The organism is Caenispirillum salinarum (genome assembly GCF_044803115.1).
Classification (GTDB): domain Bacteria; phylum Pseudomonadota; class Alphaproteobacteria; order Rhodospirillales; family Rhodospirillaceae; genus Caenispirillum; species Caenispirillum salinarum_A.
Genome location: NZ_CP085224.1, coordinates 1,501,293 through 1,521,891, shown reverse-complemented (window position 1 = coordinate 1,521,891; position 20,599 = coordinate 1,501,293). Strand labels below are relative to the sequence as shown.

Annotated in this window: 19 protein-coding genes; 14 read left to right on the top strand and 5 right to left on the bottom strand. The window is 69.3% G+C overall.

What is annotated here, in order from left to right; translation table 11 throughout:
• The first annotated feature begins 72 nt into the window (after positions 1-72).
• The 4 genes from LG334_RS06915 to LG334_RS06900 all read left to right on the top strand — a co-directional run bounded on the left by LG334_RS06915 (position 73) and on the right by LG334_RS06900 (position 3,474).
• Entirely contained in the window at positions 73-1,104 is a 1,032-nt protein-coding gene (locus LG334_RS06915) for a DctP family TRAP transporter solute-binding subunit (RefSeq protein ID WP_404384585.1), read from the top strand.
• 140 nt (positions 1,105-1,244) lie between these two features.
• Entirely contained in the window at positions 1,245-1,601 is a 357-nt protein-coding gene (locus LG334_RS06910) for a 5-carboxymethyl-2-hydroxymuconate Delta-isomerase (protein WP_404384583.1), read from the top strand.
• A complete protein-coding gene (locus LG334_RS06905) occupies positions 1,598-2,182 on the top strand; it encodes a TRAP transporter small permease (protein ID WP_404384581.1) in 585 nt (194 codons plus the stop codon). The genes LG334_RS06910 and LG334_RS06905 overlap by 4 nt, the downstream gene beginning before the upstream one ends.
• Entirely contained in the window at positions 2,179-3,474 is a 1,296-nt protein-coding gene (locus tag LG334_RS06900; protein WP_404384579.1) for a TRAP transporter large permease, read from the top strand. The genes LG334_RS06905 and LG334_RS06900 overlap by 4 nt, the downstream gene beginning before the upstream one ends.
• Before the next feature lie 90 nt (positions 3,475-3,564).
• On the opposite strand, the gene LG334_RS06895 is transcribed toward LG334_RS06900, so the two are convergent.
• Positions 3,565-5,169 carry a lysine--tRNA ligase gene (locus tag LG334_RS06895; RefSeq protein WP_404384577.1) on the bottom strand — a complete coding sequence of 535 codons (1,605 nt, stop codon included), beginning with the start codon at positions 5,167-5,169 and terminating at the stop codon, positions 3,565-3,567.
• Between the two features lie 292 nt (positions 5,170-5,461).
• On the opposite strand from LG334_RS06895, the gene LG334_RS06890 reads away from it, so the two are divergent.
• The 6 genes from LG334_RS06890 to LG334_RS06865 all read left to right on the top strand — a co-directional run bounded on the left by LG334_RS06890 (position 5,462) and on the right by LG334_RS06865 (position 12,036).
• Positions 5,462-6,280, top strand: a complete 819-nt coding sequence (locus LG334_RS06890) for an OmpA family protein (RefSeq protein ID WP_404384575.1) — start codon at positions 5,462-5,464, stop codon at positions 6,278-6,280.
• Positions 6,281-6,403: 123 nt separating this feature from the next.
• A complete protein-coding gene (locus LG334_RS06885; RefSeq protein WP_404384573.1) occupies positions 6,404-9,193 on the top strand; it encodes an ATP-dependent DNA helicase in 2,790 nt (929 codons plus the stop codon).
• Positions 9,194-9,342: 149 nt separating this feature from the next.
• Positions 9,343-9,765: a tellurite resistance TerB family protein gene (locus LG334_RS06880; RefSeq protein ID WP_404384571.1), complete on the top strand. Its 423-nt coding sequence runs from the start codon at positions 9,343-9,345 to the stop codon at positions 9,763-9,765.
• Positions 9,766-9,772: 7 nt separating this feature from the next.
• Complete coding sequence (locus LG334_RS06875) at positions 9,773-10,678, top strand: NAD(P)-dependent oxidoreductase (RefSeq protein ID WP_404384569.1); 906 nt, start codon at positions 9,773-9,775, stop codon at positions 10,676-10,678.
• Positions 10,675-11,283: a GNAT family N-acetyltransferase gene (locus LG334_RS06870; protein WP_404384567.1), complete on the top strand. Its 609-nt coding sequence runs from the start codon at positions 10,675-10,677 to the stop codon at positions 11,281-11,283. The genes LG334_RS06875 and LG334_RS06870 overlap by 4 nt, the downstream gene beginning before the upstream one ends.
• Before the next feature lie 72 nt (positions 11,284-11,355).
• Positions 11,356-12,036, top strand: a complete 681-nt coding sequence (locus LG334_RS06865) for an NnrU family protein (protein ID WP_404384565.1) — start codon at positions 11,356-11,358, stop codon at positions 12,034-12,036.
• Positions 12,037-12,060: 24 nt separating this feature from the next.
• On the opposite strand, the gene LG334_RS06860 is transcribed toward LG334_RS06865, so the two are convergent.
• Genes LG334_RS06860 through LG334_RS06850 form a run of 3 tightly spaced genes read right to left on the bottom strand, consistent with a single transcriptional unit; the run spans position 12,061 to position 14,421 of the window.
• A complete protein-coding gene (locus tag LG334_RS06860; RefSeq protein ID WP_404384563.1) occupies positions 12,061-12,468 on the bottom strand; it encodes an ACT domain-containing protein in 408 nt (135 codons plus the stop codon).
• A gap of 14 nt (positions 12,469-12,482) precedes the next feature.
• Positions 12,483-13,385, bottom strand: coding sequence for a DMT family transporter (locus LG334_RS06855; protein WP_404384561.1), 903 nt, complete (start codon positions 13,383-13,385; stop codon positions 12,483-12,485).
• Positions 13,386-13,389: 4 nt separating this feature from the next.
• On the bottom strand, positions 13,390-14,421 hold the full coding sequence (locus tag LG334_RS06850) for a threonine aldolase family protein (protein ID WP_404384559.1): 1,032 nt from the start codon (positions 14,419-14,421) through the stop codon (positions 13,390-13,392).
• A 133-nt stretch (positions 14,422-14,554) separates the two neighbouring features.
• Between LG334_RS06850 and LG334_RS06845 the strand changes: the two genes are divergently transcribed.
• The 4 genes from LG334_RS06845 (at position 14,555) to LG334_RS06830 (ending at position 17,792) form a co-directional block, all read left to right on the top strand.
• A complete protein-coding gene (locus LG334_RS06845) occupies positions 14,555-15,361 on the top strand; it encodes an ABC transporter ATP-binding protein (protein ID WP_404384557.1) in 807 nt (268 codons plus the stop codon).
• Between the two features lie 70 nt (positions 15,362-15,431).
• A complete protein-coding gene (locus LG334_RS06840; protein WP_404384555.1) occupies positions 15,432-16,190 on the top strand; it encodes an ABC transporter substrate-binding protein in 759 nt (252 codons plus the stop codon).
• A gap of 205 nt (positions 16,191-16,395) precedes the next feature.
• Positions 16,396-17,070 (top strand): ABC transporter permease, encoded by a 675-nt coding sequence (locus tag LG334_RS06835; RefSeq protein ID WP_404384553.1) that lies wholly within the window; start codon positions 16,396-16,398, stop codon positions 17,068-17,070.
• Between the two features lie 20 nt (positions 17,071-17,090).
• Entirely contained in the window at positions 17,091-17,792 is a 702-nt protein-coding gene (locus tag LG334_RS06830; RefSeq protein WP_404384551.1) for an ABC transporter permease, read from the top strand.
• Between the two features lie 8 nt (positions 17,793-17,800).
• Here LG334_RS06830 and LG334_RS06825 read toward each other — a convergent pair whose 3' ends face one another.
• Positions 17,801-20,512, bottom strand: coding sequence for an HWE histidine kinase domain-containing protein (locus tag LG334_RS06825; RefSeq protein WP_404384549.1), 2,712 nt, complete (start codon positions 20,510-20,512; stop codon positions 17,801-17,803).
• Positions 20,513-20,599 lie beyond the last annotated feature (87 nt).

The following is a 20,599-nucleotide window of genomic DNA, read 5'->3' as shown; positions in this document are numbered from 1 at the left end:
CGCTAAAACGGTCCGAACGGCTAATCTCCGTGCAGCCGAATCAGTTACTGTCGCGCAACGAGGAAACGCAACATGAGCATGTTCAAGGGAGTGCTGGGGGCGCTGGTCGCCGCCGCCGTGGCCCTGCCGGGCCTGACCACCGCCGCCACCGCCGCCGACTACAAGAACGAATACAAGGTCTCCACCGTGCTCGGCACGCCCTTCCCCTGGGGCATCGCCGCCGAGGAGTGGGTGAAGCTGGTGGACGAGCGCACCGACGGGCGCATCTCCATGAAGGTCTACCCCGGCACCCAGCTGGTGCAGGGCGACCAGACCAAGGAATTCACCGCCATGCGCCAGGGCATCATCGACATGGCGGTGGGCTCGACCATCAACTGGTCGCCGCAGGTCAAGGAACTGAACCTGTTCTCCCTGCCCTTCCTCATGCCCGACTACGACGCGATCGACGCCCTGACGCAAGGGCCGGTGGGCGAGGACATCTTCGCTGCCATCGAGAAGCAGGGCGTGGTGCCGCTGGCCTGGGCCGAGAACGGCTTCCGCGAGGTGTCCAACAGCCAGAAGCCCATCACCTCGCCCGAGGACATGGCCGGCTTGAAGATGCGCGTGGTCGGCTCGCCGCTGTTCAACGACACCTTCACCGCGCTGGGCGCCAACCCGACGCAGATGAGCTGGGCCGATGCCAAGCCGGCGCTCACCACCGGCGCCGTCGACGGCCAGGAAAACCCGCTCATCATCTACAAGCTGGCGAAGATGGACACCATCGGCCAGGACCACATCACGCTGTGGCACTACATGGCCGATCCGCTGATCTTCGCCATCAACAAGCGCGTGTGGGACAGCTTCTCGCCGGAAGACCAGGAAATCGTCCGCCAGGCCGCCGTCGACGCCGGCAAGATCGGCATCGAGGCCGCGCGCGAGGGCGTGACCGAAGACGACCGGTCCCTGATCGAGGAAATCCGCAGCCTGGGCACGGAGGTCACCGAACTGACGCCGGAACAGCGCCAGGCCTTCGTGGATGCCACCCGCGGCGTCTATGACGACTGGGCCCGGAAGATCGGGCCGGACCTGGTCAAGAAGGCCGAAGAGAGCATCGCCAACCGGTAAGGGCGTGCGGGCGGCCGACGCTGTGCGTGGATTCCTGCTTTCGCGGGAATGAAGGGGTCTTCAACGACGTCGCCCCAGCGAAAGCTGGGGTCCACGCACTCCGTCAGCCGCCCCGCCCCTTCTCCCCAAGGAACCCCACCATGCCGCAGATCCGCATCGAGCACTCCGCCAACCTGGCCGGCGCCTTCGAGCCCGCGCAGTTGGCGCTGTCCGTCCATCGCCTGTGCGTGGAGCACGCCAAGGCCACCATGGACGCCTGCAAGAGCCGCATCCTCAATGTCGGCGACGTGGTCGTCGCCGACGGCGCGGCGGAAGGTTTCATGATGCATGTCGAGATCGGCCTGCTGAAGGGCCGCACGCCCGAGGCCAAGGGCGCGCTCGCCGAGGCCGTCCTCGCCCGACTCGCCGGCGCGGTCGAGGGCAAGCCGGGCATCAACCTGTCGGTGGAGGTGCGCGACATGGACACCGACACCTACCGCAAACAGGTCACCTCGTGAGCGACACGGCCCCTTCGTCTCCGGGCGGCGGCGGCGTCGACGACAAGGCGCTGTACGGTCCGCAAGGCCCCGTCGACGCCGAACCGCCACCGCCGCCCAAGGTGCCGCTGAAGGTGGAGGAAGCCCTGGCCGCCGCCGCCATGGCGCTTATCTGCCTCATCAGCCTGGCGAACGTGGTGGTGCGCTACGCCACCAACGCCTCCTTCGCGTTCACGGAAGAGTTCTCCATCTTCCTGCTGGTGGTGATGACGCTGCTAGGGGCGGCGGTCGCCTTCGCGCGCCACGACCACATCAAGATCACCTTCTTCCTGGAGCGCATGCCCCGGCCCCTGCGGCTGGCGGCGGAATTGCTGACGCTGGCGATCACCACGCTGGTCTTTTCCATGGTGCTGTATTACGGCGCCCTGTTCGCGCTGGACGAGTTCACCTACGAGACCGTGTCGGCGGGCCTTGGCTATCCCAACTGGCTCTACACCATGTGGCTGCCGATCCTGTCGGCGGTGATTCTGTTCCGCGTGCTGGAGCGCGCCTGGCTGGCGCTGCGCCCCCGCCGGGGCCGTGACGGAGGACGCGAGGCATGACCGCCGGCGCAGCCCTTCTCCTCAGCTTCGCGGCGCTGCTGTTCATCGGCACACCCATCGCCGTGGCGCTTGGCTTCGCCGGCATCGTCGGCATCTATCTGGGGCTGGACGTCTACGCCCTGGCGACCGTCGGTACGAACACGTACAACGGCATCGCCAAATATCCGCTGATCGCCATCCCGCTGTTCATCCTGACCGGCATGATCTTCGAGCGGTCGGGCGTCGCCAAGGCGCTGGTCACCTTCGCCAGCGCCATCGTGGGGCCGCGCCGGGGCGGGCTGGCGGTGGTCGCGGTGCTGGTGTGCCTGATGATGGGCGGCATGTCGGGCTCCGGCCCCGCCGATGCCGCCGCCGTCGCCATGGTGATGATTCCCAGCATGATGAAGGCGGGCTACCCCAAGCCCTTCGCCGCCTCGGTCATCGCCGCGGGGGCTTCCACCGCCATCCTGATCCCGCCGTCGGTGGCGCTGATCGTCTATTCCATCCTGGTGCCGGGCGCGGACCTGCGCGCCCTGTTCGCCGGCGGCATCGTGCCGGGCCTGCTGGCGGGGCTGGCGATCATCCTGCCCGTGCTGTGGCTGTCGCGCCGCCACGACCTGGGCGCCGCCGAGGACCCGACGCGGCCCAACATCTGGAAGGCATTCGTCGGCGCCATTCCGGGGCTGATGGCGCCGGTCATCATCCTGGGCGGCCTGCGGTCGGGCCTGTTCACGCCGACGGAGGCCGCGGTGGTGGCCGTGGCCTACGGCATCATCGTCGGCATGGTCATCTACCGCTCCATCGGCCTGCGCGACCTGTACCAGGTGTTCGTCGACAGCGCGGTGACGTCGGGTATCATCATGCTCATCATCTCGCTGGCGGGCATCTTCGCCTGGGCCGGCGCGACGCTGGGTACCTTCGATGCCGCCGCCGAGGCCCTGCTGTCGGTGTCGGACAACCAGTGGGTCATCCTGGGCATGATCATGGTGTTCCTGCTGCTGGCCGGCATGGTGCTGGACGGCATTTCCATCTACCTGATCATGCTGCCGCTGCTCATGCCCATCGTGACGGCGTTCCAGTGGAACGTGACGTGGTTCGGCGTGGTCATGGCCATGAACATCGCCATCGGCCAGTTCACCCCGCCAGTGGCCGTCAACCTGATGGTGACCACCACCGTCGCCGGCGTGCCCATGGAAAGCACCTTCCGGTGGATTCTCTGGCTGGTGCTGAGCATGGGCCTGGCGCTGATCGCCGTGCTGGTGTGGCCGGAGCTGGTGCTCGCCATTCCGCGCGCGCTGGGATACCGGGTGTAGAGACCGGGCGGCACATCCCGCTGCAAAGTGTACAAGGAAAAAGGGCGCGGAGGCCGAAGCCGCCGCGCCCTTTCGCTGTTCACGCCGGCCTCACGCCGCTGCCAGATCCTCGCCCTTCACGGCGCGGTCGAGCAGCGCCACGGACTCGTCAACGCCATAGAGCGCGAAGAACGAGCCCATGCGCGGCCCCTGGTCCTGGCCCAGCAGCACCTGGTAGAGGCACTGGAACCACGCCCGCAGCTCGGGGAAGGTCTCGGTGTGGGCCTTGCCGACCTCGTACACCGCGTTCTGCAGCGCCTGGGCGTCGGTGCGTTCCTCCGCCGGCGCGGCCTTGAGCTTGTCGCGCAATTCCGTCAGCGCCGTCACCTCGTCCGGGGTCGCCTTGCGGTAGACCTTATGGGGCAGGACGAAGTCGGTGTAGTAGCGGATGGCATAGGTCACCAGCCGGTCCAGCATGGGCGCCGTTTCCGGGCTGGCGTCCGGGGCGTAGCGGGTGATGTAGTGCCACAGCACCGCCGGATCGTCGGAATGCGCCACGCCCGCCAGGTTCAGCAGGATGCCATAGGACAGGTGCGCCTTCAGCACCGGCGGCTTGCCACCGTGGATGTGGTACGCCGGGTTGGTCAGCTGGGTCTTCGGCTCCTGCTCCGGGTACTTCTCGCAGTGGGTCAGGTACTCGTCCACCGCCTTGGGGATGACGTCGAAGTACAGGCGCTTCGCCGTCTTGGGCTTCTGGTACATGTACAGCGCCAGGCTCTCCTCGGGCGCATAGCGCAGCCATTCCTCCATGGACAGGCCGTTGCCCTTGGACTTGCTGATCTTCTGACCGCGATCGTCCAGGAACAGTTCATACGTCAGGTTCTGCGGCGGCGTGCCGCCCAGGATGCGGCAGATCTTGGACGACAGCTCGACCGACGGGATCAGGTCCTTGCCCGACATCTCGTAGTCGACGCCCAGCGCGTACCAGCGCATGCCCCAGTCGCACTTCCACTGAAGCTTGCAGCCGCCCTTGTAGATGGACTGGGTGACGCGCTCGCCGTCCTCGTCCTCGAAGGTAATCAGGCCTTCCTCCACGTCGCGGTCCAGGATGGCGACCTGCAGCACCTTGCCCGACTTGGGGCTGACCGGCAGGAACGGGGAATAGGTCTGGCGCCGCTCCTCGCCCAGCGTCGGCAGCACCACGTCCATGATGGCGTCGTAGCACTCGTTCACCCGCTTGAGCGCATCGTCGAAACGACCCGACGTGTAGAAGTCGGTCGCCGATTGGAACTCGTACTCGAAGCCGAAGCTGTCGAGGAAGCCGCGCAGGCGGGCGTTGTTGTGGTGGCCGAAGCTGTCGTGCGTGCCGAAGGGATCGGGGATGCGCGTCAGCGGCTTGCCCAGGTGCGCGGCGACAACCTCCTTGTTGGGGATGTTTTCGGGCACCTTGCGCAGGCCGTCCATGTCGTCGGAAAAGGCGAACAGGCGCGTCGGGATCTCGGGCGCCAGCACCTCGAAGGCGCGGCGGACCATGGTGGTGCGCATCACCTCGCCGAAGGTGCCGATGTGCGGCAGGCCCGAGGGGCCGTAGCCGGTCTCGAACAGCACGTAGCCCTTCTCCGGTTTCTTCCCCTTCAGCCGCTTTTCCAGCAGGGCGCGGGCCTCCTGAAACGGCCAGGCATTCGAGCTGAGGGCAAGGTCGCGAAGATCGGACATCGTGTGTTGATCCAGTTGGAGTTCGGAAAGTTCACGGCAAAGGGCGCCGGCCCCACAAAGAGACGGCGCGCCGGTGCAAGCTATGGCGCACGCGCAAGCGCGTCAACGCCGAACAGGTCCGGGCGGGCCGCCGCGCCCCGTCAGCCGATTGCAGCGGGAAGTTTGTTGCACGAAAGGTGCAGCGGATACACCCTTCGAGCGTTGTCGGGTTGCACGAGCCCGTCGCAACACACCCACAGGCTGCTCCTCCGGTCCGGAGAGCGGCACATCGACAGAGGGGGAGATACAGGACATGCTCAAGCCTATCCTCACCGCCGCCGCCACCGTCGTCCTGCTGGCCGGCTGTGCCGATACCTGGGACCTGGAAGCCACCCGCGCCATGCCCGCCCAGGGCGACGCCTTTACCGACGCGCTGAAGGACGCCTATCTGGCCCGCGCCGAGTTCGAGCGCAACGAAAGCGACTGGGGCGACGTGACCTATTTCAACATGCGCGCCAAGTCCGCCGCCCAGGGCACCGCGCCGGCCGTGCCCGAGCTTTCGACCCGCGGCATTTCGGGCGCCGACCTGGTCGCCGGCCGCACCGCGCTGATCGAGCGCCTGCAGAGCAACGCCCCCGGCAACACGCCCAAGGCCTGCGCCGAAGCCCAGGCGTGGTTCGAGCACTGGATGGAGCAGGAAGAGGAAGGCCACCAGCCCGACCACATCGCGATGGCCAAGGGCTCCTTCGCCGAGTGGCTGGAACAGTGCGAGCCGGTGGTGCGCGAAGCCGAGGACTTCGCCATCTACTTCCCGCTGGACAGCGCCCGCCTGACCACCGCGGCCCGCGGCGAGGTCGCCCGCGCCGCCGCCACCTACGAGCGCATGGACCGTGCCGTGGTGACCATCGTCGGCCACACCGACACCAGCGGCTCGGCCGCCTATAACGAGGACCTGGCCCAGCGCCGCGCCGCCATGGTGACCAGCGCGCTGACCGCCATGGGCGTGCCGTCGGACGCCATCAACCGCGATGCCATGGGCGAGCGCCAGCCGGCCGTCGAAACCGGCGACGGCGTGGAGGAAGTGGAAAACCGCCGCGTGACCATCACGGTCGCCCCGGCTCCCGGCACCTGACCGCCCGCGCGATCCGCTGACGACCAAGCCCCGCCGCCGGATGCCCGTCCGGCGGCGGGGTTTTTCTGCACAAGCCCCCCCCCTCTGGCGTTCCCCTTCCGGTCCTCCTATACTCCGCCGGCCATGACGCCCGATCCCGCCGCCACCGACGCGCCGCCGCCCGCCGGCCAGGGCCAGCCGCGCCTGCACATTCCGCCGAGCCCGGTGCTCGTGGCGGGGCTGCGGCGTGCCGTGATGCTCACCCCCGACGGCGAGATCGCGGACCTGACGCTCGCCCAGGCGGCCCAGCGGGCGAAGCGGGAGCGGCCGATCCTGGCACATGGGCCGGCCCTCGCCACCCGGCTGAAGACCGACCTGTTCCCCTGCTTCGACGTGCTGGAACTGTTCGCCTTCATCCGGCCGGCCACCTTCTGCCTGCCCACCGGGCGCGGACTGGCCGACGCCGTGGGGCTGGAGCGGCCGGACACGCTGGAGGCCGAGGCCGCCGCGCTGATCGAGGTCATCCGCCGCCTCCTGCGCGAAGTCGCCACCGCCCATCCGCGCGAACAGGGGGCGATGCGCGACCTGTCGTGGGGCATGGGTCAGTCGGGAAGCTGGGGCTGGTCGGCGAGCGTGCTGGCGGCCCTTGGCGTCCATGGCGACGCGCCGCACCGCGCCAACGTCGCCGCCGGCCTGCGGGTGTGGGAGCGCCTGCCGGAGACATCCGAACACGCGCCGGAACCGCCCTCCGGCAACAAGCCGATCACGCCGGAACAGGCCCGCGAGCGCCTGGCCGCGCTGAAGGGCTCGGCCGCCGAGGACCGCCCGCAGCAGGCCGACTACGCCACCGCCGCGACGGACGCCTTCCAGCCCCGCGACGCCGAGAACGCCCCGCGGGTGGTGCTTGCCGAGGCCGGCACGGGCGTCGGCAAGACGCTCGGCTACATCGCGCCGGCCAGTGTGTGGGCCGAAGAGAACGAGGGCGCGGTGTGGATCGCCACCTACACCCGCAACCTGCAACGCCAGTTGGACGCGGAACTGGACCGCCTGCACCCCGACCGGGCGGAGAAGTCCGTCAAGGTCGTCGTGCGCAAGGGGCGGGAGAACTACCTGTGCCTGCTGAACCTGGAGGAATCCATCACGGGTGCGACCATGCAGCGCAACCCGCGCGGGGCCATCGCGCTGGGGCTCATGGCGCGCTGGGCGCTCGCGACGCGCGACGGCGACATGGTGGGCGGCGACTTCCCCGGCTGGCTGGTGGACATTCTGGGCCGCAACCAGACGCTGGGGCTGGCCGACCGGCGCGGGGAGTGCGTGTTTTCCGCCTGCGCCCACTACGACAAGTGCTTCATCGAACGCGCGGTGCGGCGGGCGCGGCGGGCGCGGATCGTCGTCGCCAACCACGCGCTGGTCATGGTGCAGGCGGCCCTCGGCGGGCTGGACGAGCGCCTGATGCCCACCCGCTATGTGTTCGACGAGGGCCATCACGTCTTCGACGCCGCCGACAGCGCCTTTTCCGCCCACCTGACCGGCATGGAAACCGCCGAACTGCGCCGCTGGCTGCTGGGGGCGGAGGGCGACACCACCCGGTCCCGCGCCCGCGGCCTCAAGCGCCGGGCGGAAGACCTGGTGGCCGACGTGGAGGCGGCGGCGGAAGCTCTGACCGAGGCCCTGCACGCCGCCCGCGTCCTGCCCGGCCCGTCCTGGGGCATGCGCATCGCGGACGGGGAACCGCACGGCCAGGCGGAGAAGTTCCTGGCGCTGGTGCGCGATCAGGTTTACGCCCGCGTGCCCGACTCGCGCAGCCCCTACAGCCTGGAGACGGAGGCCACCGCGCCCATCCCCGGCCTGCTGGAGGCGGCGGTGGCGCTGGCCGAACGGCTGGAGCGGGTGGAAAGGCCGCTGAAGGCGCTCGCCAAGGCCCTGGAAACGCGCCTGGACGACGAGGCCGCGGAGCTGGACGCCGCCCAGCGCCTGCGCATGGAAAGCCTCATCAAGAGCCTGGAGCGCCGCGCCATCATGCCGCTGACGGCCTGGCGCAACATGCTTGGCTCGCTGTCGGAGGACACGCCGGAACTGTTCGTGGACTGGTTCGCGGTGGAGCGGATCGACGGCCGCGACATCGATGTCGGCATGCACCGCCACTGGATCGACCCGACCGTGCCGTTTGCCAAAGCCGTCATCGAGCCTGCCCACGGCGCGCTCATCACCTCGGCCACCCTGCGCGACGGATCGGGCGACGTCGAGGCCGACTGGACGGCGGCGGAGCGGCGCACGGGGGCTGCGCACCTGGCGGTGCCGGCGGCGCGGGCGGCGGTGCCGTCGCCCTTCGACTACGCCGCGCGGACGCGGGTGCTGGTGGTCACCGACGTGCGGAAGGACGACATGATGCGCGTCGCCAGCGCCTACCGGGAGCTGTTCCTGGCGGCCAAAGGCGGGGCGCTGGGCCTGTTCACCGCCATTTCCCGCCTGCGCGCGGTGCACGAGCGCATCGCCCAGGCCATGGACGAGGCGAGCATCCCGCTGCACGCCCAGCATGTCGACGGCATGGACCCGGCGACGCTGGTGGAGATTTTCCGGGGCGAGGAAAACGCCTGCCTGCTGGGCACCGACGCCATGCGCGACGGCGTGGACGTGCCGGGCCGCTCGCTGCGCCTGCTGGTGTTCGACCGCGTCCCCTGGCCGCGGCCGGACATCCTCCACCGCGCCCGCAAGGCGCATTTCGGCGGCCGCGCTTACGACGACATGATCGCCCGCCTGCGCCTGAAACAGGCCTTCGGCCGGCTGGTGCGCCGGGCGGACGACGCGGGCGTCTTCGTCCTGCTGGACCCCATGATGCCCTCGCGCCTGCTCGGCGCCTTCCCCGAGGGGGTGGACGTCCGGCGCGTCGGGCTGGCCGATGCGGTGAAGGAGGTGCGCGGGTTCCTGGGGTGAGCGCCCGTCCGCCCCAAAAAGCCCATCTTCCTGCCCGAGCCTTGGTGAGCATCACGCCGACTTTGCTTGACGGTATCCCCGATCCGCCGCGTACACTCGGGACATGATCCGGGGACGACACCGGGACGACCACAGGAGACGCACTCAGAATGACGCCCGACACGACCATGCTCACCCACCACGACGCCCTCGTCTACACCATGGTGATGACGGCCGCCGCCGACGGTGACCTCAACGACGACGAGCTGCGCACCATGGGCAACATCGTCCAGTCCCTGCCCATCTTCCAGGACTTCGATCCGCAGCACATCACCGCCGTCGCCGAAGACGCCGGGCGCCTGCTGTCCAAGGCCAACGGCCTGGAAGAGGCCATCTCGCTGGTGGACGACGTGCTGCCCGACAAGCTGCACGACACCGCCTATGCGCTGGCGGTCGACGTCGCCATTTCCGACGGGCAGCTGGCGCAGGAGGAACTGCGGATTCTGGAACTGATCCGTCACAAGCTGAACGTGGACCGGCTGGTCGCCGCCGCCATCGAGCGCGGCTCGGTCGTCCGCCACCGCAAGCTCTGACGCCGCCATGTCCGCCGGAAGCCTGGACGGGCGCCGGGTCGGGCTGATCGGGCTCGGCCTCATGGGGCGTCCCATGGCCGACAACCTGAAGGCCGGCGGCGCGGACGTGCACGTCTGGACCCGCGATGCCGTCAAGCGCGCGGCCGCCGCAGCCGATGGGTTCACGGCCGCCGGGACGCCGCGCGACCTGGCGCGGGCGGTGGACACCGTCATCATCATGGTCGCCGACACCCCGGCCGTCGCCGCCGTCCTGGACGGGCCCGACGGCGTGGTGGCCGGACTGTCCGAAGGCGTGATCGTCATCGACATGGGCACCACGGCGCCGACCGCCACCAAGGACTTCGCCGCCATGGTGGAGGCGACGGGCGCGGCCTGGCTCGACGCGCCGGTGTCGGGTGGCGAAGTGGGCGCGCGCGAGGCCAGCCTCACCATCATGGCCGGTGGCTCCGACGCCGCCTTCGCGCGGGCCGAGCCGGTCCTGCGGGCGCTGGGCCGCAACATCACCCACATGGGCGGCCCCGGCGCCGGACAGGTGACAAAGGCCGCCAACCAGGTGATCGTCGGCCTGACCATCGGCGCCGTGGCGGAGGCCTTCACCCTGGCGAAGCAGGCGGGCGTCGATCCGGCGAAGCTGCGGGAGGCCCTGCTGGGCGGGTTCGCCGCCTCGCGCGTGCTGGACCTGCACGGCCGGCGCATGGTGGAGAACGCCTTTGCGCCCGGCGGCAAGGCCGCCACCCAGCGCAAGGACATGGCGCAGGCGCTGGAGCTGGCGGACAGCCTCGGCTTCGAAATGCCGGCCACGGCGCTGAACAAGTCCCTTTACGACGTCCTCTGCGACGACCGCGGAGAGGGCGACCTGGACCACGCGGCGCTGATCCGCGTCATCGACCCCGACACCGACAAGGCCCCATGAGCGACACAGCCACCGATACCCCCGTCCCGCCCGGCAAGCTGCGCGAGGTGGTGACCCACCTTGAGATGCTCGCGCGGCCCAAGGGCCTGGATGCCGCCGAGCCGCCGCCGCAACGGGGCGTGCGGCTGGAGCGGGTGACGAACCCGGCGGTGCCCTTCTACCGTTTCCTCTATAACACCGTCGGCGAGCCCTGGCTGTGGCAGGACCGTCGGCGGCTGTCCGACGATGCGCTGGCGGCCAAAATCCAGGCCGAGGGCGTGGCGGTGCATGTGCTCTACGCCGACGGCCAGCCGGCGGGCTATGTGGAGCTTGATGCGCGCGAGCCCGGCGATGTGGAACTGGTGTTCTGCGGTCTCATGCCCTGGGCCATCGGGCGCGGCCTGGGGCCGTGGATGCTGCGGCAGGCCACCGCGCTGGCGTGGGACCCGCCCGGAAGCCGCCGGTTCTGGGTTCACACCTGCAGCTTCGACCATCCCTCGGCACTGAAGATGTACAAGGCCGCCGGCTTCGTGCCCTTCGATGAAGAGGTGAACATCGTCCCCGACCCGCGCGCCGACGGCCTGATCCCCGAGGATGCCGCGCCGCATGTGCCGATGACGGTTTAAGACGGGGGGTTTTCCCGCAGCGGTTCAGCCCCCACGTGATTGGAAACAACCATCACACGGGGGACCTTTCGCATGACGCCGCTGGTGCTCGCCTGCCTGCTGTTCCTGCTGCCGCACCTTGTCATCACGCCCACCGGCGCCCGCCCGGCGCTCATGAACGCGATGGGGGAGCGGGTTTACCTGGTTCTGTATTCGGCGCTGTCGCTGGGCGCGCTGGTGTGGATGGGCATGGCTTACGGAGACGCTCCCTACGTGCCCGTATGGGACCCGCCGGTGGGGATGCGGCATCTGAGCCTGATCCTGGTGCCCATCGCCTTCGTGCTGATGGTGCTGGCCGTCGCCACGCCCAACCCGACGTCGGTCGGCGCGCAGAAGGTTCTGGAAAAGGGCGAGGCGCGCGGCATCTTCGGCATCACCCGGCATCCGCTCATGTGGGCGTTCATCCTGTGGGCCGTGGCACACCTGCTCGCCAACGGCGACCTGGCCTCCATCCTGCTGTTCGGCACCATCTTCGTCACCGCCGCCGTCGGCATGGTGCTGCAGGACAAGCGCAAGTCCCGCGAGGCGCCCGAAGGCTTCGGCCGCCTGAAGGCGCACAGTTCCATCATTCCTTTCGCGGCCCTGGTGAGCGGCCGGGCTAAACCGGCCTTGGGCTGGGCCGACGCCGCCAAGGCCGCCGCCGGGCTGGTGCTGTTCGCCGTGCTGCTGATGAGCCACCGGTGGCTGTTCGGCGTCTCGCCGCTGCCCATGTGACGGGCGGCGGCAGCCCAAGCGCCGTCAGGCACCCTTTCGCACCTCATGTCCCGCCGCCCTCAGCACCTCGGCGGCTTTCGGGGCCTGTTCCTCCTTCACCAAAATCCAGTCGGTGTCGTAGGTGGACAGCACGAACACCCCCACCCCCGCCTCGGCCAGCGGCGCGGTCAGGGTGGCGACCACGCCAGTCACGTCGAAGGCGAACGGCCCGTGCAGCTTGAAGACCCGCCACGGCCCGTCCACGTGCAGTCCGGGGCGCGAGCCGTTGGCCGGCGTGGCATCATGGCCGCAGACGATGGACAGTTCCTCGTCCGTGCGGCTGACGCTCTGGAACGGCCCGCGCCACGCCCAGTCGGGCACCGGCGCGTCCGCAGGCAGCCGGCAGACGGCCAGGGCCTCGGGCAGCAGGGTCAGGGTGAACGTATCCGCCATTTCCGAAGTCTCCATCAGTGCGCGGCACCGCCGAGGGCCGTCAGGCTGGCGACGCCGATGAAGGTCAGCGCGATCCCGCCCCATTGAGCGCGGCCTATGGGCTCGCGCAGGATGAAATGGGCCAGCAGGATTGTCACCACGCCGACCGCCGAGCTGACCACCGTCGCAACCTCCGCCGCCACGCCGCTGGTCACCGACAAGAGCGCCAGATAGCCGCTGGCGTCCAGCGCGCCCTGAAGGATCAGCACGGGCGTCCAGCGGCCCGGATTGGTCACGCCCCGGCCGCTGAGGACCAGCATCGCGAACAGCACGACGGTTGACGCGATGCGCGCCACCCAGAGCGCCGTGATCTGCCCGAGCCCATCCACCGCCGGCTGGGCGAACTTGAGCGCCAGGGCGAAGCACAGGCCGCTCGCCAGGCCGATGAGGATGAGCGAGCCGCGGCGGGGGGCCGCCGGCTCGGCGTCGTCCTGCACCTCTTCCGGCCCCTCGTCGGCGCCTCCGTGCGGGTCGACGGCGGAAACGATCCAGACGCCGAACAGGGTCAGCGCCATGGCGGCCCAGGCCAGCGGATCGGGGCGCACGCCCTGGAAGACGACCCCGATCACCAGCGCCCAGACCGGGTACGTCGAGGCCAGCGTCACCGCCAGCGCCACAGTGCCCAGGCGCAAACCCTGGTAGAGCAGCGTCAGCGCCGCCGCCGTGGCGAGGCCCGAGGCCGCCGACAGCGCGACGACCAGCCACCCGCTGCTCATGGGCGCGCCGATCCACAGCCAGGCGGCGGTCATCAGGGTCATGGACACCGCCGACGCGCCCAGCGCCGACATCATGGCGCCGAGCGCCCGGCTGGTGAAGCGTGCGGAGAAATCCGCCGTTCCCCACGACAGGGCCGTCATCAGGCCCAGAAGTGCCGCCACGGGATCAGGCCCCGGCGACGGTGGCGATCAGGCGGTCCACGTCCTCTTCGCGGGTGTTGAAGGCGCAGACCATGCGTACGGCATCCGGCCCCAGGTCGGGCCAGGGGATCACCAGGAAACCGGCCGCCTTCACCCGCTCCCGCGCGTCGGCGGGCATGTGGGCGAAAATCTCGTTGGCCTGGACCGGGTGGGCCAGCCGCACGCCGGCGGCCGTCAGCCCGTCGGCCAGCCGGGCGGCGCAGGCGTTGGCGTGGCGCGCATTGGCGAGCCACAGGTCGCCCTCAAGGTACGCCTCCAACTGCGCGGAGACGAAGCGCATCTTGCTGAACAGGTGGCCGGCGCGCTTGCGGCGGTAGGCGAAATCCTCCGCCAGGTCCGGCTTGAAGAACACCACCGCTTCCGCCGCCCAACAGCCGTTCTTGGTGGCGCCGAAGGACAGCATGTCCACACCCTGCTTCCACGTCGCCTCCGCCGGGGAGCACCCCAGCGACACCAGTGCGTTGGCGAACCGCGCGCCGTCCATGTGGACCGCCAGACCGGCGCCGTGCGCGGCCTCGGCGATGGCGGACACCTCGGCCGGCGAATAGACCGTGCCGGCCTCCGTCGCCTGGGTCAGAGTCACCGCCGTCGGCCGCACGCGATGGACGTCGCGCGCCGCGGCCAGGGCCAGGGGCGCGGCCATGGCCTCGGGCGTCAGCTTGGCATCCGCGCCCGGCAGCGCGATCAGCTTGGCGCCGGCGGTGAACATTTCCGGCGCGCCGCATTCATCGACGTTGACATGGGCGTCCTGGTGGCAGAGAACCGCGCCCCACGGCGGCGTGACGCAGGCCAGCGCCAGGGAATTGGCGGCGGTGCCGGTGGCGACGGGAAAGGCGCGCAGATCCGGGGCCTCGAACACCTCGCGCAGGCGCGTCTCCACCCGTGCGGTCCAGTCGTCGCCGCCATAGGGAATGGCGGGGCCGTCGGCCGCCTTCGCCAGGGCCTCCATGACCTTGGGGTGGGCGCCGGTGACGTTGTCGCTGCCGAAATTGCTCACCTGGGTTCTCCGGTAAAGGAATGGTTGCGAAAAGCGCCGTAAAATCTTGACACTTCTTTGTCGCAGGCTGGAAACTATGCGGCCTCGGCACGCCAGACAACCCGTTTCGCCAACAAAGGGACTCGACATCTCCGTGAGCCAAGCCGACAACGCACCGCCGGCGCCGCAGACCGCCGCGCCGACCCTGGAAGTGGTCGACATTCACAAACGGTTCGGCGGGCTTGAAGTGCTGAAGGGCATCTCGCTGGAGGCCCGCGACGGCGACGTGATCTCCATCATCGGGTCGTCGGGCTCGGGCAAGAGCACCTTCCTGCGCTGCATCAACTTTCTTGAAACGCCCGACACGGGCCTTGTCCGCATCGGCGGCGAGGAAGTGCGCGTACGGCCGGGCCGCGGCGGCAAGCCGGGCATCGCCAGCCATCGGCAGCTTGAACGCCTGCGCACCCGTGTCGGCATGGTGTTCCAAAGCTTCAACCTGTGGCCCCACCTGACGATCCTGGAAAACGTCATGGAGGCGCCGGTCCACGTCCTCGGCCAGAACAAGGCGGAGGTGCGCGACCGCGCCATGGCGCTGCTGGACAAGGTGGGCATCGCCGCCAAGCGCGACCACTACCCCAACCACCTGTCGGGCGGACAGCAGCAGCGCGCCGCCATCGCGCGCGCGCTGTGCATGGAGCCGCAGGCCATTCTGTTCGACGAGCCGACAAGCGCGCTCGACCCCGAACTGGTGGTGGAGGTGCTGGGCGTCATCCGCAAGCTGGCGGAAGAAGGCCGCACCATGCTGATCGTCACCCACGAAATGGCGTTCGCCCGCGACGTCTCCAGCCAGATCATGTTTCTCCACGAGGGTCGGGTCGAGGAACAGGGACCGCCGTCCAAGGTGTTCAAGGACCCCTCGTCGGAGCGGTTGCGCCAGTTCCTGGCCAACCACCTTCACTAGCCGCCGATCAACCCCAAGCAAGACAACGCCGGCACCCAACCGCCGGATCTGCCATCAGGGAGCGCATCGCATGACCATCAAGAAGACCCTCGCCGCCGCCGCCACGGCCGTCGTGCTGGCCGCCTCGGCCGGCATGGCGCACGCGCAGGACACCATCCGCATCGCCACCGAGGGCGCCTTCCCTCCGTTCAACACCATCGACGAAACCGGCCAGTTGCAGGGCTTTGACGTCGACATCGCCAACGCGCTGTGCAAGGAGATGGAAGCCGACTGCGAGATCGTCGCCCAGGACTGGGACGGCATCATCCCCGGCCTGCTGGCCAAGAAGTACGACGCCATCGTCGCCTCCATGTCCATCACGCCGGAGCGCCAGAAGGCGGTCGACTTCACCGACCCGTACTATTCCAACAAGCTGCAGTTCGTCGCGCCCAAGGGCGAGGAGATCGACACCTCGCCGCAGGCGCTTGAGGGCAAGACCATCGGTGCCCAGCGCGCCACCATTTCCGGCCAGTGGCTGGAAGAGAACGTGCCGGGCGCGGACATCAAGCTGTACGGCACCCAGGAAGAGGCGTTCCTCGACCTCGCCTCCGGGCGCCTGGACGCGGTCCTGAACGACGTCTACGTCACCTATGACTGGCTGCAGACCGAGGAAGGCGGCGACTTCGAGTTCAAGGGCGAGCCCGTCTACGACGAGGACAAGATCGGCATCGCCGTGCGCAAGGGCGACGACGAGCTGCTGAACCGCCTGAACGAGGCGCTGGCCGCCATCATCGAGGACGGCACCTACGCCGAGATCAACGAGAAGTACTTCCCGTTCAGCATCTACTAAGCTGAGCGATCCGGGCGCCCCGCCGGCCGATCGGCCGGTCGGGGCGCCCGTTGCATTTTGACCCCGGGCGACGCTTGAATAACCAAGAGTTGTCGCCCGGCAAGGCCGACTGGCCGCCGCGCCTTATGGCGCGTGCGCCTGCGTGGCGCTTGAACGCAGCGACGGCGACGTGAATCGCCGTCGGATACGAGGGGAGCGGGGGCCGATGTTGCAGGGCTTCTTGCCGCAATTGCTGAGCGGCCTTTGGGTGACCGTACAGTTGGCGCTGGCCGCCGTCTGCGTCGGACTGGTGATGGGCATCCTGGGCGCGGCCATGAAGCTGTCGCCCATTGCGCCGGTGCGCTGGATCGCCGAGGTCTACACCGCCATCTTCCGCGGTCTGCCGGAGCTGCTGACCGTGCTGCTGGTGTACTTCGGCGGCACCGTGCTGCTGACCGCCATCGCCGGCGACTACGTCGAGGTCTCGGCCTTCGGCGCGGGCGTCGCCGCGCTCGGCATCACCTTCGGCGCCTACGCGACAGAGGTCTTCCGGGGTGCGATCGTCGCCATCCCCAAGGGCCAGATCGAGGCCGCCCACGCCTATGGCATGAGCAAGCTGCTGACCTTCCGCCGGGTGGTGCTGCCGCAGGTGTGGCGCATCGCCCTGCCCGGCCTGGGCAACCTGTTCCTGGTGCTGATGAAGGACACCGCGCTGGTTTCCGTCATCGGGCTTGAGGACCTGATGCGCGAGGCCGACATCGCCTCGCGCTACACCAAGGAGCCCTTCACCTTTTACATGGCGGCGGCCTTCATGTACCTGGGGCTGACGGTGGTCAGCATGGCCGTGCTGCACCGCCTGGAAAAACGCGCCAACCGCGGCCAGCGCCGCGCGGCCTCGTGATCGGGACGGAGACCTGAGCCATGAACATGGAAACCTTCTTCTCCGTCTTTCCCGAACTGATGGAAGGCGCCTGGCTGACGGTGCAACTGGTGGGCATCGCGGTGCTGATCGGCTTTGCCATCGCCCTGCCCGTCGCGCTGCTGCGGGTGTCGGAAAACCCGCTGGTGCGCGCCGGGCCCTACGCCTACATCTTCTTCTTCCGCGGCACGCCGCTGCTGGTGCAGATTTTCCTGGTCTACTACGGCCTGTCGCAGTTCGAGGCGGTGCGCGACAGCTTCCTGTGGCCGGTGCTGCGGGAAGCGTACTGGTGCGCCATCATCGCCTTTTCGCTGAACACGGCGGCCTATTCGGCAGAGATCCTGCGCGGCGCCATCCAGGCCGTGCCGTGGGGCGAGGTGGAAGCCGCCCGCGCCGTCGGCATGAGCCGGGCGCTGACCTATCGCCGCATCATCCTGCCGCGCGCCTTCCGCATCTGCCTGCCGGCCTACGGCAACGAGGTGATCCTGATGGTGAAGTCCAGCGCGCTGGCATCCACCATCACGCTGCTGGACCTGACGGGCATGGCGCGCAAGATCATCGCCGTGAACTATCAGCCGGTGGAGACCTTCGCGGCCGCCGGGCTGATCTACCTGGTGATGATCTTCCTGTTCGCCACCTTCCTGCGCTGGCTGGAAAAGCGCCTGCACGCCAACCTGAGCCCGCCGCCCGGCATGCCGAACTAGCAGCCGGCTCAGTTTCCCGCGACCAGCCCCGCCACCGCCGAGACAAGGTGGTGCGGCCGGACCGGCTTCTCGATTCGCGGCACGTCGGCCAGTTCCGGCGGAATCTGGATCGTTTCGGAGTAGCCCGTCGCGAACACGAACGGAATGCCCCGGTCGCGCAGCATCCGGGCCACCGGCCACACGAGATCACCGCTCAGGTTGATGTCGAGCACCGCCGCATCCAGGTCCTCCACCTCGGCGGCGCGCAGGGCCCGATCCAGCGTGGGCGCCGGCCCGGCCACGGAACAGCCGGCGGCGCACAGGGCCTCCGCCATCTCCTCGGCGACGATGTGCTGGTCCTCGACCATAAGAACCCGCCTGCCGCTCAACGTCGCGGCTTCCCCGGCCGACGGCGCGGCGACGCGGCGGGGGTCGGCGGTGCTGCGCGCCTCCACCACCTCCAGCGCCCGCAGCGGCAACTCGAACACCGCGCGCAGGCCGCCCGGCGCGAAATCGAGGCTCACCGTGCCGTCCAGTTCGAACGCCAGGGTCCGCTCGATCAGGCGGGACCCGAAGCCCTTGCGGCTCGGCGGGCCGGGAAGCGGCGGACCGCCCTGCTCCTCCCACACGAACACCAGCCGGCGGTCGTCGGCCGAGCCCTGAAAGGTCCACACCACGCAGACGCGGCCCTCGGACACCGACAGCGCCCCGTACTTCACCGCGTTCGTCACCAGTTCATGCAGGGCAAGTGTAAGCGTCTGCGCGGCTTTCGGCGTCACCCGCAGGTCCGGACCCTCGGCCCGGATGCGCGATGCGCCGCCATCGCGGCAGGGCGCCAGGGCATTGTCGACCAGATCGCGGAACTTCGCGCCTTCCCACCGGCTGGCGGCCAGCAGCGTGTGGGATTCCGCCAGGGCGGAGATGCGGCCGATCAGCCGATCCGCCGCATCCGGCCCGGCCACGTCCGCGCCGCGCAGGCTCTGCCGTGCGATCGACTGGACGACGGCGAGGACGTTCTTCACGCGATGGTCCAATTCGGCCATCAGCATGGCCTGGTGCTGTTCGCTGCGCTTGCGCTCGGTGACGTCGATCACGAATTCGGCTGCCGTGCCGTCGTCCAGCATCTTGCTCGCGCACAGGATCCACACGATGGAGCCGTCCTTGCGCCGGTACTCCTTCTCGAACGGGCCGGCAGCCCCGTGGGCCTTGAGTTCCGCGACCGTCTGCGCGTCCCGCCAGTGCCAGTGGGCGGGCGTCAGCGTCTCGTACCGGATCAGGCCGCCCTGCAACTCCTCGCGGCTGTAGCCGATGAGCGACAGGAAGGTGTCGTTCGCATCGTAAATGCCGCCGACCAGGTCGAAGAACACGACGCCCACGGTTTCGATTTCCAGCACCTTCCGCAGCCGGCCCTCGCTCTCGCGCAGCTTCTGCTCGGCCAGTTTCTGCTCGGTGATGTCGAAGCTGACGCCATTGATCATCCAGGGCCGCGCACGTTCGGCGCGACCGCGCCACTGCACCCAGCGGCCGGCGGACGGGCCGTTTGTTATCCGCACCTGGTCATGGAACCCCTCGCCGGGCGATAACGCCTTCGCCATCACGGCCTCAAGCGCGGCGGCGCCTTCGGCATCCAAGCGGTCGGTATAGGCGGACACCGGATGCGGCTCATCGCCGAAGTCGACGCCCCACAGGCGCTGAAAGGCTTCATCCGTCTGGGCCAGACGGTTCCTGGTGTCCCACCGCCAAGCCCCCATGCCGCCGCTTTCAAGGGCGATCCGGCGGCGCTCCTCGCTCTCGCCCAGGGCTGCTTCGGCGCGGAAGCGGTCGATGGCCAGGCTCACCCGCTCGGCCACTTCCTCCGCGAGCGCGATGTCGGCAGTGCGCCAGTGCCGGGGCGTGCCGGCGTGCACGGCCAGGACCGCCGCCAGCCGACCGCGCCGGACATGCGGGACGTTGAGGACGGCGCGGATGCCGCGATCAGAAAAGGTCTTCATTGCCTCGGGCGTCGCCGTACGCGGGTCCTCCACCACATCGTTGATGGCGATGCTTCGGCCCGCCTTGAGATCGGCGATCAAGGCGGGGCCGAAATCCCGCAGCCGGTGGCGGCCGGCGTTGCTCACCATCCGGCCGTCGTTCCAGTCGCGCGCGATCGCGGCGTACTCGCCGGCCTCGTCGATCTCGGCATAGGCGGCCTGTTCGGCCCCCAGGTGGCGGGCCAGCAGGCCCGCGGCATCGAAGGCGATGTCCGCCGGGTCACCCGGCGACCGCAGGCGCTCGGTCAGGTCCGCCCGCAGGCGCGCACGCCGCTGCTCGAACACCTGCTCGGTGGTCTCCAGGCAGGGGCAGAAGAACCCCTGCACCGCGCCGCCCTCGTCGCGCACCGGCGTATAGGAGAACGAGAAGTGGGTTTCCTCGGGATACCCTCTTCGCATCATGACGAGCTGGATGTCGTCCATGTGCAGGGGCTCGCCGGCATAGGCGCGTTCGGCGATGGGCCTGAGGTCGCGGTCCCAGATCTCGTTCCAGATTTCATGGAAGGGCTGGCCGAGAGCCGGGTGCTTGCCAGCGAGGATCTCGATGTAGGCGTCGTTGTACAGGATCGTCCGCTCCGGCCCCCAGACCAGGAACATGGGCTGGCTGGCGGCCAGCATCAGCGCCGTCAGCGTCTGCAGGACCTGCGGCCAGCCCTCGGGTGGACCGAGCGGCGTGGCCGCCCAGTCGTGGGTGCGGATGCGCGCCCCCATTTCCCCGCCATCCGCCAGGAAGGGTAGTTCCGTCTCCGTCTCGCGCAAATCACTCGCCCTTCATGGTCCGGGCCCTACACCGTGGCT